The 16,922-nt window shown below is 53.8% G+C and carries 15 protein-coding genes and 1 tRNA gene; 1 reads left to right on the top strand and 15 read right to left on the bottom strand.

What is annotated here, in order from left to right:
* Positions 1-3: 3 nt before the first annotated feature.
* From ACZ5ZS_RS08815 to ACZ5ZS_RS08760, 12 genes are all read right to left on the bottom strand, one after another.
* Positions 4-80 (bottom strand) — tRNA-Met (locus tag ACZ5ZS_RS08815).
* Positions 81-133: 53 nt separating this feature from the next.
* Complete coding sequence (locus ACZ5ZS_RS08810) at positions 134-829, bottom strand: ribosome assembly factor SBDS (RefSeq protein WP_188595690.1); 696 nt, start codon at positions 827-829, stop codon at positions 134-136.
* Between the two features lie 87 nt (positions 830-916).
* Positions 917-1,489 (bottom strand): hypothetical protein, encoded by a 573-nt coding sequence (locus ACZ5ZS_RS08805; RefSeq protein WP_188595689.1) that lies wholly within the window; start codon positions 1,487-1,489, stop codon positions 917-919.
* 7 nt (positions 1,490-1,496) lie between these two features.
* Positions 1,497-1,943: a hypothetical protein gene (locus ACZ5ZS_RS08800; RefSeq protein ID WP_188595688.1), complete on the bottom strand. Its 447-nt coding sequence runs from the start codon at positions 1,941-1,943 to the stop codon at positions 1,497-1,499.
* Entirely contained in the window at positions 1,940-2,329 is a 390-nt protein-coding gene (locus ACZ5ZS_RS08795) for a hypothetical protein (protein ID WP_075059538.1), read from the bottom strand. Before ACZ5ZS_RS08795 ends, ACZ5ZS_RS08800 begins: the two co-directional genes overlap by 4 nt.
* Positions 2,330-2,413: 84 nt before the next feature.
* Positions 2,414-3,877 (bottom strand): carboxypeptidase M32, encoded by a 1,464-nt coding sequence (locus ACZ5ZS_RS08790; RefSeq protein WP_188595687.1) that lies wholly within the window; start codon positions 3,875-3,877, stop codon positions 2,414-2,416.
* 24 nt (positions 3,878-3,901) lie between these two features.
* Complete coding sequence (locus ACZ5ZS_RS08785) at positions 3,902-4,777, bottom strand: TIM barrel protein (protein WP_188595686.1); 876 nt, start codon at positions 4,775-4,777, stop codon at positions 3,902-3,904.
* Positions 4,778-4,938: 161 nt separating this feature from the next.
* Complete coding sequence (locus ACZ5ZS_RS08780; RefSeq protein ID WP_188595685.1) at positions 4,939-6,213, bottom strand: Glu/Leu/Phe/Val family dehydrogenase; 1,275 nt, start codon at positions 6,211-6,213, stop codon at positions 4,939-4,941.
* A 149-nt stretch (positions 6,214-6,362) separates the two neighbouring features.
* Positions 6,363-7,694, bottom strand: coding sequence for a cobyrinate a,c-diamide synthase (locus ACZ5ZS_RS08775; RefSeq protein WP_188595684.1), 1,332 nt, complete (start codon positions 7,692-7,694; stop codon positions 6,363-6,365).
* 298 nt (positions 7,695-7,992) lie between these two features.
* Positions 7,993-8,979, bottom strand: a complete 987-nt coding sequence (locus tag ACZ5ZS_RS08770) for an ROK family protein (protein ID WP_188595683.1) — start codon at positions 8,977-8,979, stop codon at positions 7,993-7,995.
* Between the two features lie 239 nt (positions 8,980-9,218).
* Positions 9,219-11,618 (bottom strand): heavy metal translocating P-type ATPase, encoded by a 2,400-nt coding sequence (locus ACZ5ZS_RS08765; protein WP_188595682.1) that lies wholly within the window; start codon positions 11,616-11,618, stop codon positions 9,219-9,221.
* A 19-nt stretch (positions 11,619-11,637) separates the two neighbouring features.
* Positions 11,638-11,811 carry a YHS domain-containing protein gene (locus ACZ5ZS_RS08760; RefSeq protein ID WP_075059537.1) on the bottom strand — a complete coding sequence of 58 codons (174 nt, stop codon included), beginning with the start codon at positions 11,809-11,811 and terminating at the stop codon, positions 11,638-11,640.
* A 109-nt stretch (positions 11,812-11,920) separates the two neighbouring features.
* Here ACZ5ZS_RS08760 and ACZ5ZS_RS08755 point away from each other — a divergent pair, with 109 nt between their 5' ends.
* Positions 11,921-12,469, top strand: coding sequence for a TRASH domain-containing protein (locus tag ACZ5ZS_RS08755; RefSeq protein WP_188595681.1), 549 nt, complete (start codon positions 11,921-11,923; stop codon positions 12,467-12,469).
* A 493-nt stretch (positions 12,470-12,962) separates the two neighbouring features.
* On the opposite strand, the gene ACZ5ZS_RS08750 is transcribed toward ACZ5ZS_RS08755, so the two are convergent.
* The 3 genes from ACZ5ZS_RS08750 to ACZ5ZS_RS08740 all read right to left on the bottom strand — a co-directional run bounded on the left by ACZ5ZS_RS08750 (position 12,963) and on the right by ACZ5ZS_RS08740 (position 16,884).
* The gene (locus tag ACZ5ZS_RS08750; RefSeq protein ID WP_229657616.1) at positions 12,963-14,105 is read right to left on the bottom strand and encodes a DEAD/DEAH box helicase; all 1,143 of its coding nucleotides are present in this window, start codon (positions 14,103-14,105) and stop codon (positions 12,963-12,965) included.
* A gap of 179 nt (positions 14,106-14,284) precedes the next feature.
* A complete protein-coding gene (psmA, locus tag ACZ5ZS_RS08745) occupies positions 14,285-15,022 on the bottom strand; it encodes an archaeal proteasome endopeptidase complex subunit alpha (protein WP_188595680.1) in 738 nt (245 codons plus the stop codon).
* Between the two features lie 74 nt (positions 15,023-15,096).
* Positions 15,097-16,884 (bottom strand): ATP-dependent DNA ligase, encoded by a 1,788-nt coding sequence (locus tag ACZ5ZS_RS08740; RefSeq protein WP_188595997.1) that lies wholly within the window; start codon positions 16,882-16,884, stop codon positions 15,097-15,099.
* Positions 16,885-16,922 lie beyond the last annotated feature (38 nt).

The following is a 16,922-nucleotide window of genomic DNA, read 5'->3' as shown; positions in this document are numbered from 1 at the left end:
CCATGGTAGCAGGGGGCGGATTCGAACCGCCGACCACGGGGTTATGAGCCCCGCAGGATACCAGGCTTCCCCACCCTGCTGATCAACATCTCGATTCACATGATTTAAAAATTTTTCCCTTAGGGTGAATGCATCACTTGGATATGCCGATCAATCGAATCTCTCCATTGCCGTGCGTTATCTCATTGGCCTTAGAGAGTATGGAGTCCTGCATTCCGGCCGGGGCCTCCAGCTCCAGCACCAGGTTGCCCTCCGAGTCGTAGTTCTCCTTGACTATCCTGCCCATGTGCATCACGTGCGACTTAACCTTCTGCGCGTATTCGGCGGGAACCCTCAACTCGAACACGGCAACGGCTACCTTTATGGGTAATGTCCTCTGGAGGGATTTAATCACATCGTTGACCTGCTCCTCGACCGGCTTGAATGGGTCTACTGCAACATCGGCTTGCTGCATGGCTAGCTCCACCCTCTGAGGGGGGACTGGGGCCTTGGTCCTGACATCGATGCAGTTCCTGCTTATCCACTCAACTATCTGCCTCCTCTTGTCGTCCAGCAGCCGCTTTCTCTGCTCGGAGGTCAGCGGCACCTCCCCATTCCTTATTATCTGCTCCGCCACCTTCCTTGGATCCACGGTGCCGAACACCTTCTTAAGCGATGAATCTGACGCCCTAAGGCCTCGTCTCGAGTCCTTGTAAATTACATCGCTTATCAATACTTTATCCATGCCCACGGGCTTCCCGAGCTTCATATCCAGCGCCGCGTCTGGGTCAACGAGTATCTCGAAGTGCTCTCCCTTAGACTCGTATTTGACCACCACGGCTTTACCCATGTGATTTCACAGGCATTCGGAATTAAAAATGTTTGTCTCAATGCAATTGAGGAATGGGGAATCCGGCGTTCACTCATGAATCGCTAATCAATCGCTATCAACCATGACGACGCGCCGCACCGATGCGGGCTCCACGTGGCTTAACGCGTCCTCTATCAGCTTGCGTATCCTGGCCCTATCAGCTGGGTCAAGACCGGTCGGCTGGGGTAGGGGCTTCGGCTCCCTGGGTTTCTCCGGCATGGCCTCGTTGGGCAGGAAGTGCATATCCGTGCTTCTTCCAATCACCAGCATCGCCGTGGAGCCGTTTATGTAAAGCAGGGATGGGGGTGGATTCCTCACCCTATCCATTAAAAGCATGGCCTCCCTCAAAATGCTGGCCTCCCTAGCCAATGCCTCGGCGAATGACCTTATGTAGTCGGAGTAAACTGATGGAGTGATGGCCAACACCACCTCCACTCCATCTATCTCGGTCGACGGCGCATCGCCGTAGCTGATCAACTCAGCCTTTATCTTCCGCTCGTTTAGCTCCTTCAATAATTGATCTATATCGGCCCGGCTTGGAGGGGAGGGGCCCCCTATGCTCCAGGCCTCCACGTAGCTCGATAGCTTCCCAAACGCATCCCGCAGATCCGCTGGGCCTATCTTTGTAGTTATTATCACTATCAAGTCACCTGGAGTTCTCCCTAATCCTTGGCAGCAGCACTATCTTGGATGGAACCCCGGCCAGCGATAGGTACATTATGGGCGTGTCCTTGCTTACATTATTTTTAAGCAACACGTCCAATTCCTCGCGGATGGCGGTTAACTTCTTATGCTCCAGTTTATATAAACTGAGGGATTCAAATATGTAGTAGGCCAAGTTCTCCGGCTGTGATTCCATTATGGTCACAGGAAGTTCAGGGCCTATTCCTCCGCTCAGGATTATGTACTTTCCCTTAGGCTTATCGGTGAATCTTTCCGTCCCAGCCTTAGTATTGTACAGTTCAGTCAACTCGTTTATCCTGGCCTCCGCATCCTTTATATCCCTATCCAACTTCTGGGCCAGCTCGCCTAGCGTGCCGTAATTAATGGTCTTCTCGTATATATCATCACGCAGCATTCTTGGCCTGCTCACGGCATTATCACCACCTTAGGCTTCTTATCCCCAATCATGACCAATATGAACCCGACTTGATCGATGTTATCTATCTTGGAGAGGAGGTTCCTTACCTTGTCCAGTTGGTTTATGTATTCCGTAATCTCATCCCTGATCGTCTTTAATTTGCCGAGCAAGTGCGTGGAGGCCGGTATTATGTAGATGCTGAGGTTCCCGCTTATCGATGAGGAGGTGTACTCTATGTTCCTAATACTTGTTATGCGTTGTAGTTTCTTCTCGAAATCCGAATTAATCTCCTCCCGCTGCATCAACGACTCCAGCCTAACCTTGACCTCGCTTAACTCGGCTAACTCGTCCTCTATCTCCTGCAATGCGGTCGATGCCTTGTACAGCCTAACGAGCATTACTAGCCCTATGATTTGTCATTGCTTATAAATATTTCTAGGAATAACTGCTCGAATTGATTGAGCCGATCCGCTGGCTTTGCATCATTCGTATTTCCTGGATAAGTAATTTATCAAGTAATCCGGGTTATAAGATTCCCCGAACGATCTCCTCAGCAGCGTCTTAGGATCATAGGTAGCCCCGTATCTATGTATCTTCTCGCGGAGCCATGCCTTCAATCCATCGAACTTAAGCTCGCTCACCTCATTCATTAATTTGCCGGCGAAGTGGCCCACCATGGCCGCCACCAAATTGCCTAACGTATAGGTGGGGAAATAGCCTATGGAGCCTTGGCTCCAATGTATGTCCTGGAGCACTCCCTCCGCATCGTTGCTTGGCTTCACGCCTAGGTACTCCTCCATTTTTCTATTCCATAGCTCCGGCAAATCACCTACCTTTATTTCCCCGGTAACCAATAGCTTCTCCAGCTCGTACCTGACCGCTATGTGCATGTTATACGTTAACTCATCCGCGTCCACCCTTATCAAGCTCGGCTTCACCGTGTTGAAATAGGCGTACACGTCATCAACGGAGTAGCTCCCCAGGAAATCCAGGTATCTCCGCATTATTGGGTACATGGCCTCCACGAACGACTTGCTGCGGCCCACTATGTTCTCCCAGAACCTGGACTGAGACTCGTGGATGCCCATGGACGCGCCGTCGAAGATAGGCGTCATTGCCAGCGACTCATCTATTTGAAGCTCGTACAGCGCGTGTCCACCTTCATGTATGGCTGAGAACAATGCTCGCTTGAAGTCATAGCCCTCATACCTAACCGTTATCCTCACATCGTTGGGGCCCAGCCCTATGGTAAATGGATGCGGGGATATATCCATCCTGAACCTGTTGAAGTCATAGCCCATCACCTCGAGCACGTTCCTCAGCATGGCCTCCATGCTGGAGGTATCATACTTCACGTCCTCCAAAGCGCTGTGGGACGGCATCCGTTGCTTATCCAGTATCCTCCTCAGGCTGGGCACTAGCCTAGAGAAGACGACATCGGCGTCGGATACGGTGAAGCCCTCCTCATACAGGTCCAAGAGCGCGTTGTATGGATGCCCCTCGTAGCCCAGCTTCTCGGCAACTTGCCTAGTTAACTCAACTATTCTCTCCAAGTGGGGCTTGAAAAGCGAGAAGTTAGACTTGGCACGCGCCTCTCGCCAAGCCACCGTTCCCTCCTGCGTTGCCACCGTCAACTCCTCCAGGAGCTTGGGGGGTATCTTGGTGTAGTACTTTATGTCTCGCTTCAACACCCTCACCACTCCCCTTTCTTGATCGTTGAGCTCCATTCCATCGGCCTTCTCCACGAGCGCGATGAAGGAGGGATCCGTCATGAATTTCTGCCCCAAAAGCGATAATTGGGCTATGGCGGCTCCTCGATGGGATATGCCCTTCTGCGGCATGTATGTCTGCACATCCCAATCCATTAATGCGGAGGCATGTCGTAACGCCCATATTTGCTTATATTTTTCCAGTATCTCCTTTATGATGGGGTTATCGAACGTCATCCAGTCAAGAACCAGTTCAGGATTTTAACGCTTTCGCCCATTGGCTTCGGCCGTTGCCAGCTCATTGCCGTACCTCTCCAGGATATCCCTCATCTTAAGCGCGTCAACCTCTATCAATGGGGTCTCGCTTATTATGGACACCGTTAATTCCCTCCTCCTGCCCAACTCCTCGGCCAGGGGCTCGAATGGGGGAGCGGCCGCATCGAGGGGTTCATGCTCGTCCACCCACTTACCGTTCCTGAACTTAACGCAAGTGAAGTGGGAATGCAAAACCTCGCCCGGCAGGGCGGTTGACCACTCGTCCAATATGCGGGCGAAATCTATGCTGCCGCCGTTGCGCGCGTAGACGTGCCCCCAATCCACCACCGCGGTCACTAAGGGGCTCGACAAGCTCCTCACCAGGTCCAGTATCTCCTCGAGGGGGCCCAACTGGGATTCCCGAGCCATAGTTTCAAGCCCCAGTTTAACCGATATGTCGTTATCCTCCATCCAGCCAATCAATCCCCTCATCTCATCGCCTACCTTTTTGATGCATACATCATGCCCCAATTTGCCGTAGTACGCCGAGTGAAACACAACCACGCTGGCCCCCATCGTGTTCCCCCTATCCAGGGAGTCCCTCAACCGCTCCACGCTGCTCCTCACCTTGCTTTCCTCCTCACTGCATAGGTTTATGAAGTAGGGAGCGTGAATGGATAGCCGAACCCCCGCCTCCTTGGCTGCCTCGCCCACTTCCCTCGCGGACTCCCTGCTCATTCTGACTCCCTGCACGAACTCCACCTCCATGGCGTTAAGGCCGATTTCCCTCACATATGAGACGGCGTCCGCCGTTCCGGCGTTCTTTTTCCGTTGCCTCAGCGTTATTGGTATGCCGGCGGGACCCAAGTATACCCTAGCCACGCCTGCGCTTGGGGTATTGCCATTATTATACATTGCCCTGAACTGCAGCCGAATGCCGGGAAGGACTTAATAATTTGGGCCTGCCCAGCCTGTGGGGATGGGCGTGACAATGCCGGTCTTGCTTTAATCAGTTATAATTCAATCTCTTGGTCATTGCCTATCTATATCCAGCCCCTCCACTTCATTGCTTGGTATATTCTGTCCAGCGCGTCTATGTACGCTGCGTCCCTTATGGTTGCTCCACTCATCTTCTGCCACCTATCGTAGACCCTGTTGAAGGCATTGGTTATCATGTAGTCCAATTTCTTCTTCGTTTCCTCCTCGTCCCAGATGAACCACTGCAGGTTCTCCACCCACTCCAGGTAGCTCATGACAACGCCGCCCGCGTTGACCCCTATGTCGGGGAACACGTATATTCCCCTCTTATATAGTACCTCCTCCGCGTCGGCCGTGACGGGCCCATTGGCGGCTTCCATTATTATCTTAGCCTTCACGGCATTTGCGTTGGAGTAGTTTATCACGCCCTCCACAGCAGCCGGCACCAGTATATCGACGTTGAGCGTTAATAATTCATCCATCCCTATCTTCCTGACCCCGGAGCCCGAGTAATTGGCCACGGTTCCGGTCTTCCGCTCCGTTGCCTTCACATCATCTGGATTAAACCCGTTGGGGTTGTAAATGGCACCGCCTATATCGCCGATGGCAACTACTTTGGCTCCCATCTCTGTCAGGAAGTGGCTCAGCCAGTAACCTACATTACCGAATCCTTGAACCGCCACGGTGGCCCCCTCTATTCCCTTCAGGAACCGACGCGCTGCATTGCGGGTCCAGAGGGCCGCGCCATAGCCGGTGGAGTACTCCCTCACTGGGTTTCCCCAGAGCTGGACCGGCTTCGCCGTGAACGTGGCTGGCGCGTTCCTCCCAACCATCTTGCTGTACTCATCAACCATCCAAGCCATTATCTGGGGATTCGTGTTTAGATCCGGCGCTGGTATGTCTATGTCGGGCCCAATGAATTGAACCAAGGCCCTCGCGTACCCCCTGCTGACGGCCTCCAACTCCTCCTTGGATACCTTGGCCGGGTCTATCCTGATCGCCCCCTTAGCCCCTCCGTAGGGCAATCCATTTAGGCTGTTCTTGAGCGTCATTATTGTGGCCAGCGCCATGTCGTCCTCAAGAGTCACCTCGGGGTGGAACCTTATCCCGCCCTTAAACGGCCCCAGCGCGTTATTATGCTGAACCCTGTAGCCCTCGTATATTTTAATGGTTCCATTTATCTTGACAGGTATGCTAACGCTGACCGTGCGCATTGGATGTGATAGGTACGTGAAGAACTCCTCCCCGAATCCGCCCAAGTCAATAGCTCTCTTTAGATTACTTAGAACGCTATTTAAGAACAAGTTATTGTATCTAGTTATAGAGCTATTTAGCCCCATGAAGGGGTGCACCTACGGCCATTTTTTAAACCTTTTCTTTCGTTAATTAACGAATAAAGAGAAGATTATGCAGTTAATTAATTATTAAAGAAGCATTACATAGATAGAATACAAAAAATAATGGATTAATTAACATTCATACCATTTAATTATTTCCTATTATATGAATTACTAATGTTGGCCAGGCGATCAATGGAGCCGCTCCGGGCAAGGATGAGGTGAGAGTATTGCGCAAGCGTGTTATGACTGATCAATCCATCAAACCCATCAATCCCCTTGCCCCGGCGAACTACGTAGGCGAATTCCGCTGGGCCCAGCAATAATGGGCTCGAGTAGTGAAACTCATGCCCCCTCAACTCACCTCCCCTTGCCGCAATCAATGAATCCCTCGTCGCCTCCAGCACGGTATAGCCCAGCGTTAATCGCCTCCCCATTTCTATCCCAACATCAAAGAGGCCGACCATATTGACACGCTTCCCGCCGTTATCTATGTACTTGGAAAGGTACATCAATCCACCGCACTCCGCATATATGGGCAGGCCAGCCGCGGAGTCCCGGCGCAATGCATTCATCAAAGCCTGGTTTCCGGCCAACTCGTCTAAGAACAGCTCCGGATAGCCGCCGCCGAAGATCACTAGGCCAGCATCGCTCCCGTAGACGTCCCCCGCGGTGGGGCTGAAAAACCTCACCCTAAACCCAGCCCTCTCCAGCGCATCTATGTTTTCCTGGTAATAGAAATTAAACGCCGAATCGAACGCTATATAAGCCGCAGAATCCGTTATAGTCACGCGATCCGCGCCGTCGGGAGCCGCATTGATCTCGGGCGACTCATAGGCTATCCTGACCAATTCATCCAGGTCCACGTTATCCTCCACGAGCTTCGCCAGCCCCTTAATGAAGCCCGGCGGCACTTCATGAGCCATTCTAAGCCCCAAATGCCTCTCCGGCACTGTAACCGCTGGATCACGTGGAACGCAGCCAAGCACCTTGACCCCCGCCAGTTGCTCCACCCCCCACCTACACATGTCGCAGTGGGACTTAGATGATGTATTGTTCAATATGACCCCCCTAATCACGTCCCTGAACCCCCTCACGACGGCACCTGCTGTTTCCCCCATGGCGCTGCAATCCAACACTAATATTACGGGCGCTGAAAGCAACCTTGCCACCCCCATCGTGCTGTTGCCCGACAATTCCCCATCGAACAGGCCCATCACTCCCTCTATTATCGAGATGCCCGCAGCGGGTGCGCTCCTCACAAACGAAGAAATAACCCCGTCACTTCCCATGAGCCAAACATCAAGATTAATGGATGGACGACCCGTGGCCGATTTATGGAAAGTTATATCAATGAAGTCGGGACCCACCTTGAATGGCTGAACCACGTATTTCTTGGATAATGCAGCCATTATTCCGGTGCTCACCATCGTCTTCCCAACGCCGCTGCTGACCCCCGCTACGACTGCCCTAGGGAAATGCATTGCTGCATCGCCAACGGCCAGGCTTAAAATCACTGCCGCCGGCGACCCAACGCCGCTGCATCGACGGGTAGATGCATGAGCAGCTCCTCCGTTAATCGCCCCAACGCCTAATCCTAGCTAAGCCTTAGGTTGCTCGTCACGTCGATTGAATTATTGAGCTGCTCGAGCGGAAACACCTTTAGTTCCAGGCGCTTCATTGTTAACCGTTTCCAGTTATCCCCAGATCGCTCGGCAGGAGCAAGCGAGGGGCGGCGATGGGTCACGTTGCTCAGCAAGCATGCAGTTATATCTATTTGCGCTAGCCCACCAAGAATTTCCTCAACGTGCTGGGAACGTCGTGAACCAACGCGGCGGCACCTATTATGCCTATATCATCGCCGAACCTGGTCAATTTGATCTCGGGCAATCTATTGGCTGCGTACTTCTTCATTTTTTCAATAATGCTGGGCATCAATAAGTCGCTGTTGTTTAGGATCACGCTTCCGCCCAGCACTATTAATTCAGGATCATAGGAATTCACTATGTTGGCCATGCCCATGGCGTGCACCTCGGAGATGTAATCCACGTACTGCACGGCGAAGTCATCCCCCTCCTTTGCGTATCTAAATATCTCCTGGGCGGAAGGAGGGGGGCCGGACACCGCTCTCCTGTAGAGCTCCGTATGTGGGCCGGCGTACCTCTTCTGCGCGAATAGGGAAATGCTCCTGGGCATGTTTCCCCCGCTGGCCACGGCTTCCCAATGCCCCACCCCGCCGCAGCCGCACTTTATGCCCAGCTCAGCATCCACCACGAAGTGGCCGACCTCGTGAGCATTGCCGTCCTTGCCCATCAATAAATTACCGTCAACTATGACGCCCGCCCCTATTCCAGTTGATAGCGTTATATACACCATGTTATCCACGCCGCGTCCATCGCCGAACACATGCTCCCCCCACGCCGCTGCAGCGGCATCGTTGCAGAGGATGACTTGCTTGCCCAACGCCCGCCGTATTGGCTCCACCACCTTGAACTTCTTGATGCGCCACTTTAGATTAGGCGCTATAATAACGTTGCCGCTCCTCAAATCCAGCGGACCAATCGATCCGATCCCCACCGCAATAGATGCCTCCACCTGCTCCTTCGGCAGCTTGTTTCTAATGGATCCCGTTATCAGATCAGCCATTGTATTCTCATCCCCCTCAGGGGGCACGGGCACCCGCTCCTTAGTCAAGACGCGGCCATCCCTGTCTATCACGCCAACCCTTATGAATGATGCACCTATGTCAACTCCCAGGGCCAGAGCCATGCATTGAAGATCCAACGGCGGTTTTAAAGTTAAGCCCCTTGGAATCCCCTCCCACGTCGAGGTTGAGCCAGAGGCAATGCATCGATTAAACAGGGCGGGAATGCTGGCGATGCATTTAATCGATGAATTAGCTCCCGCCTCCATGTGCTGTCAATCAATGCGTTGAGGAATCATAATTCGCAATGAGCGGGTTGAGGTGTAAGGATGAGCGGGCAATTGCCTTATCTCACAGTGACTCATCAAGCGCGCATAAGCCTCAGCGAGTTGAGCGTCACCGATATGCTGCTCATTGCCATCGCTATCGATGCGAATTCTGGCCTGATCATTATGCCGAGCACGCCGGCGGCCAACGGTATCAGTGCGGCGTTGTAGATGAAGGCATATGCTATGTTAAACTTTATGTTGGACATTGTCTTCCTAGCAATATGGTGGAGCCTAATTATCTGCCTCAAGTCGTTTCTCACCAGTATTACGTCGCCGGCCTCCTTGGCTATATCGGTTCCGCTTCCCATGGCTATGCCGACGTCGGCCGTTCCAAGCGCCGGAGCATCATTGGTGCCGTCCCCAACCATGGCTAGAAATCCATTCGATAAGCTCCTCCTCAGCTCATGAATTAAGTCTCCCTTCTCCGCCGGCATCACGCCGCTGTAGAACTCCTCAATGCCCAACTCGCTGGCCACGCTTCGCGCCGGCCCCTCGGAGTCCCCAGTCACCATTATTGGCTTAATTCCATTTCTCCTCAACCAGTCAATCAATTCGCGTGCCTCCGGCCTTATTGAGTCCCTCAGCTCTATGAATCCCAGCAACTCGCCATTCAGAATCACGTAAACCAAGGTCCCCAGCCTCCCCTTGGCCATCGCCTCCACCCGAGGCGGCAGTTCCAGTCCCATGCCCTTTACCACCCTCTCATTCCCCACCGCCACTGTATTTCCATCTATGCTTGCTACAATGCCCCCATCCACCACGTCCACAGATGCAGGCCTGCGGACCTCTAAGCCCAGCCTCCTGGCCTCCGCAATTATGGCGGCGGCGATTGGGTGATTGGAGGCGGTCTCCGCCGACGCCGCCCACTTTATGACATCCACGCCGCCGCGCACGTCGTATACGTAGCTAACCGCCGGCTTGCCTGTGGTGAGCGTGCCCGTCTTGTCAAGAACCATGACCTTAACCCGCGGCATTCTCTCAATCGCCTCCGCATTTCTGATCAGTATGCCCAGCGATGCAGACCGACCCATACTTACCATTATGCTGAGCGGCGTGGCCAGTCCAAGAGCGCATGGACAGGCCACCACCAGAACGGAGGCCATGTATATCACTGCAACAGGCAATGTGACGCGCATGATGAATAGCCACGTGATTAACGTGATTACAGCCACCGAAATGATGGCCCACGAGAAGTAGCCGGATATCTCATCTATAATGGACTGAATGGGTAGGCGAGATGATTGGGCCTGCCTCACCAATTTCAGCATCTGAGACATAAATGAATACTTACCGGTCCTGGTGGCCCTGATAACTAAGTAGCCGTTCAGCAACTTGGATCCGCCGATCACGGCATCGCCGATTCCCCTCCTCACCGGCGTCGATTCACCGCTTATAGCCGATTCATCAATCAAGCCCTCTCCTTGATCTATTACACCGTCCACCGGCACGGCCTCGCCGGCGGCCACAACCACCTCATCCCCCGGCCTCACGTCCACCACGGGTATCTCCCTGCCATCCACTAGCCTAGCAGTTAGTCGCGATGAACCCAGCTTCCCAATCGATTCGTGGGCCTTCCACCTCATCCTAGCCTCCACGTATTTCCCAATCAATATGAACGTTATGATGGCCGACGAGTCGAAGAACGTTGCTGAGGCGAGGGAGCGGGCAAGCAAGTATATGCTGAGGAAGTAAGCGCTGAGGGAACCAAGGGTGACCAGAACATCCATGTTGGCCGCGCCGTGCCGCAACGCGAATGCGGCACCCCTCATGAATCTCCACCCGGAGTAGAACTGAATCGGGGTGGCAAGCATAAATCCCACCAAGTTGTACAGTTCATTCCCAAGCACGCCCAGGTAATTCAACGATGCAGCCACGAACAGTGCGGCGGTCAGGGGCAGCGCGATCATCAGCCTAGTCCGTATATCGTTTAGATCAATCAAGGCAGCCTTCTCATCGATGTCCGCCTCATCATAGCTGGACACGGCCACCACATCCAGCCCCATCCTCCTCAACTCCTCGGCCAGCTCTCTTGGCTCCACCTCGAGGGGATTATAAGTAACCAGCACCTGGTTGAGACCCAAGTTAACTCTAGCCTTGAATACCCCGTCCATCCTCGACGCCGCTGTCTCTATCAGTCTAGCATCGTCGGCCTCCAGACGCCTGAGCGATATAACGGCATCCTCCCTGTATATATCGTACCCAACCGCTTGAACTGCCTTCAACAACTCGCCCCTGTCGAATTCCTCGCCTACCACCACGCGAGCCTCATTTGAGGCGGCGCTGACGTCCGCCGATAATACCCCCCTCACCGACCTCATGGCTTTCTGAACAGTTAAGCTGCAGGATGCACAATGCATTCCTATTATCCTGAACGAGACCTCACGGCCCCGCTCCCCGCTCAGCTTCACCTTAACCTCAGGCAAATCAACGTTCATCTCGATTACCGCCCTACCATCACTGCATGGGCTCAATGTTCCCGCTCAGGTACTTCTCCGGGTTCGAGTCGAACTTGCGCTTACAGGACTCGGAGCAGAAATAATACACTCTTCCCCTGAAAAGCGATTTGAATCGAGTTGTCGACTCCACCATCATGCCGCAGACCGGATCCCTATTTCCCGCGTGCTCCATAATGAGCCGGATGCACGGCGTTAGATATCTCTTTCTTAGCGCACTCTGCTCTCTCGATTCATATAAAGCTTAGCAGAGTGTTTTTAACTCGTCCCCGCTTTGGAGATACATGCCTGAGGGACTAAGCGAGGTGGAGTACAGGGTATTAAATGAGCTTATCCACGATTCAAGAGAGCCCACCGCTCGCTTGGCGAAGAAGCTTGGCTTATCGCGCAACACCGTATCCAAGGTAATAAGGGGTCTAGTAAGGCGTGGCGTGATAAGGAGGTTCACCGTGGAGGTGAGCGAGGAGTATAGCGGGGGCAGCATCGTGGCCTTGATAATGAACGAGAAACCCACAAAGCTGGATCGCTTTAATGAAGTATACGAGTTGATAGATGGTAAATTCCTGGGAGTAGCCAAGGTCGCCGATATGAACGAATTGGAGTTTCTAATCAAGGAAAACGGAGCATCGCAGACTCAATTTTTCATATCTAATAAAAGGATGTGGAGACGCGACTCAACCAGCATCACCCCAAGCGAGCTGCACTGCGATTACTGTGGGGGGTTGATAAAGGGAGAACCGCTCACCGCTAGGTATCATAACAGGACTTATTATTTTTGCTGCAGTAATTGCCTCGGCGATTTCAGGAAGAAACAGAGAAGCCAGTCTAATTGAGGAAGCCCAGCAATGAGCGACTACCCCCCCCCCCCTTCCCCCGAATTAGGTTGCTTCCCACTTAAACGCGCCGCCACGTTCCTCACTTCCGGGAAGCAACGAGGGCCACTCAGCTCCTCCCAGGCATGATGAGGGAGGCATTGTGATCGCCATGACAAAGCCAACCGCGTCCAGGACAAAGCGCAGCTCCCAGGATTGCAGATTAAGATCTCCCCAGCCCCTCAACCACATTAATTACCTCATTAACCTCGAGCGCCTAGGTAGCTGTAGAAATGCATGACCACAGCAGGGCATTGATGGGGCTTCCCAGCTATTTTCCAGCCCAGGCCCTCACCGAATTAATAGTAGGCCTCAAGCCCATGGCGGCAAGCCATCTAATCGTATCTTTCAGCTCAACGCGGTCACGAGCAATGCGAGGATTCACTCAACGGATCGGTGCCTCATGCTGCGAGCGCGTCCGCCCCATCAATGATCAATCTTGAAGGGGAGGGGATTAACTCCATTCACGGCTCTTCGCCCTCATGACGCGCGGACCTCCGTGGCTGATCCTATTGATCACCGGCCTTGTCTTGGTCATTTGAGCGGCTCTGATCACTATATCGACGTCGTCATCCGTGGCAAGCGTCACCGCCCTTCCTCCCCTATTCAGCCTGGCGGTCCTGCCTATTCTATGTATGTACGTCTCGGGATCTTGGGGCACGTCGAAGTTTATTATAGTATTCACATCAAGTATATCTATTCCCCTGGACACGAGATCCGTGGCTATCAGCACCTTACCTCTCTCCCTGAACTCATCCATCACCCTCTCCCTCACGCGTTGATCCACCCCGCCGTGGGTGTAGAACACGCCGCTTAATCTCCTCCTCAACTGCCTATGAAGCGCGTCCGCCCTTTTCCTGGTGTTAGTGAATATTATGGTCTTTCCATTAATTTCCTTCACTACTAGGTCCATCTTCTCGTCCCAGTCCCCCGACACCACGTAAACCACCTGCTCTATCTGGGGCACGTCGTACTCATCCCCCACGCCTATGAACGCGGCGCCCGGCATGAAGCTCTTTATCAATGACTTAACCTCCGGGGGAACCGTGGCGGAGGCCATCACTGTCTGCCTCCTATTGGCGGAAAGGGATAGTATTGTCTTCACGTCGTCTATGAAACCCATATCCAACATCCTATCCACCTCATCTATCACGAGGAACCTAACCCTGCCCAAGTCAACGCTGCCCCTCCTCACCATGTCGAGCATCCTGCCTGGGGTGGCGAAAATGAACGTGGCGGACCGCAAGCCCCTCTCCTGCCCCTGGTACCCGACGCCTCCGTAAACAAGGACCTTCCCGTAGCCCAGGTACTTGTTAAACGCGTCGAATTGATCCGCTATTTGCCTGATCAATTCCCTGGTTGGCGCCAGCACCAGGACCTCGCCTGTCCGCCCCTCAACGGAGTTCATTATGGGGAGGAGGTAGGCAGCGGTCTTGCCGCTCCCGGTCCTCGCCCTCAGCACCGCGTCCCCGCCCCTCATTAGGCGAGGCAGAGATGCGCTTTGAATCTCCGTTGGTTCTTTGAAGCCTGCATCAAGCAAGGCATTAGCCAATTCCGAACGTAGTGATTGGAACATCTTTCCATCAAACTTGACCACTCATCGTTATGCGTTTTATAAATGTTTCGTAAGGCCTCGAACCCGCGAGGAGGAAGCCATACATAGCCCCTAATTAATCGGGAAACGCCGTTCACCAACAAAGCCGTCGCCGAAATCCGCCGATGGCCTCAAAGAACGAGAAAAACAAAACGCTGACCTTTATTGAAAGAATAACGTGCCTACTGAGTGCTTCCGCGCTCCTCCTTTATCTTATCTATGAGCGCCTTGATCTCATCAGTGTTGAGCTTTCTATACTTCTTAGTGGCGGTCTCTATCGTCCCCATCTCTATCCTATCCACCTCCAGCGACTCCACCACAAGGCTAAGCGCCTTAACGGCGAGCTTAGTGCACTCGCCTATATCCATGTCATACGTGTAGTTCTTCTCCAGGTAATCCAGTATAGCGGAGGAACTATTCCCCAGCGCGGTGGCGTAGTACCCGAAGTAAATGCCGCCCGGATCGGTTTGGAACAGCATTGGCCCGTGACTATCCACCCCGCCCACTATCAACGCTGCCCCGAACGGCCTCACGCCGCCATGTTGGGTATACACCTGCTTCAGATCGCTTATCTTCTTGGTGACGTACTCCACCTCCGCCGGTTCATCGAACAGCAACCTATACGTCTGGGCCTGCTCCCTGGCGTAATCTATCAATATCCTGGCGTCCGCGTGGAGGCCGGATGGCGCTATGCCGATGTGCTCGTCTATCATGTATACCTTATCTATGCTGGAGAGGTCTATGAGGGGACTCATTTTCCGCTTCTCCGCGGCCAGCACCACGCCTCCCTTGCACTTTATTCCCAAGGTGGCCCATCCCCTCTTCACAGCCTCCCCGGCGTACCTGACCTGGTATAATTCGCCCTCCGGGCTAAATATCGTTATAGCCCTATCATACCCAGCCATCTGTGGCGAAAACATTTCTATCAAGAGATCGCGATTACATGGGTTTTTTAACGTTTCTCAGCAACCCTATTACGGCGACGAACCCATGGCTAGATCGATTCATCGATTGACTGCTCGCCTATCTTCTTCTGGTTCCTGAACATCTCCATCACCTCCCTCACTGTGGTGGCTTGCTCCGGGGACTTATCCGTCCTATACCTCCCGGTGAATCGGGGGAACCTTATGGCTAGCCCCGTGCCTGCCTTGGGATCCATGCAGCACGTATGTATGGGCGACTGCGTTATCTCCGCGCCTATCACCTCTATAACCAGCCCGGGCACGAACCAGACGTCGGGCTCCATCTTAGACACGACCCTGGGATGCTTGTGGGGTAGCTTGTATTGATCCAGCATCTCAGGCAGTTTCTTGAGGTCCTCATCCGTGAAGCCGCTTCCCACCTTGGCCACGGTGTAGAACTGATCCGTGTCCGGGTCATACGCCGCCAACAGCAATGCCCCATACAATCCAGCCCTGCGCCCCCGGCCCCAGAATGCCCCCACCACGGCTAGATCCAGGGTATCCGTCAACTCGCTCTTGTAGTCCCGCTTATACTTTATCCAGAGCCAGCCGCGCGCGCCCAACTCATAGATGGAGTCCCGCTTCACCGACTTGCACATTATACCCTCGCAGTCATTGCTTATAGCCTCCAGGAAGAATTTATCCGTCTCCGCAGGGTCGTCCAGCAACCTCCACGTGGCGTGGTGGACCTTGGGATGAGGCTTCATCGCCCCCCACAAGGCCCTTTTCCTATCTATTAGTGGGAGGTCCGTCAAGTCCACCCCGTCCATGTATATCGCGTCGAATAGAAAAACCTCCACGGGGTACTCCTCCACGGCCTCCTTTATGTCGTGCTTCCTCTTCCTATGCATCAATTCCTGGAACGGCTTGATCTCGCCGGTGTCCGGATCCACCGTGACTATCTCGCCCTCCACTACGAAGTCCCTGGACTCCATCGCCTCCATCACGTAGCCAACCACGTCGGGATATTCATGGGTTATATCCTCCAGCCTCCTGCTGAATATCCTCACCGAGTCCCCCCTCCTGTGTATCTGCGCCCGCTCCCCATCGTACTTATACTCGCAGATCGCGATTCCCCCCAGCTTGCCCAGTATCTCCTTGGATGAGGATAATCGCTCGGCCAGCATGGGCTGGATCGGGATGCCGGGAGTAACCCGCAGCTCAGCCAATGCATCGCGTCCCCTCTCCGCCAGCAGCCTAGCTATGTGGCCCAGATCAGGATGAACGTGATAAGCCTTCTCCAGGGACTCCTTGGGCACGTTGAAGACATCGGACAGCGAGTCCAGCACCGTCATGTCGGCGACCCCCAGCCGCAGCTTGCCCACTATGAACCTAGCTATGTACTTGGCCTCGTCCGGGGACGCCGCCGCGAAGAGGGACGACAGTAGCCTTACCTTGGCGTCCTGGGCCCCCTCCCCCGATGCCTTGGCAACGTTCATCAAGGATTCATACACCTCGCCCACAGTCAATGCCCTGGACCGCTTAGCCCCGAAGTAATCCAGGATGGTGGATGCGCCTTTCATGGACATCACCTGCCTAGCAGCCTCCCCCAGGTCGCCCAGCTTCTTGTAAGTCTCCTCTACCTTCTTGAACGGCAAGCCGCTGGCTGTGGATATGGCGCGCATGGCCAGCTTCTCGCCAACTCCCAACTCCACCCCCTCCCAGTCCGGGCGGAGCTGCCCCAGCAGTATGTAGACTACCTTATCCATGGCTTGGGGCGGCGCCTCCTTGAAGATGCTGGATAGGAGCTTCGCCATTACTGTGCGCTGCGTGGTGGCCTCTATCGCCTCAAACACCTTGACTACCTCCGAGAACGGCAAATCATTTTCCATACCTGTCCAACTCATCAGCAAGTTAA

The sequence above is a fragment of the Thermocladium modestius genome, from assembly GCF_055398215.1.
The sequence above is the reverse complement of the archived record's forward strand: the minus strand, read 5'-3'. Positions and strand labels throughout refer to the sequence as shown.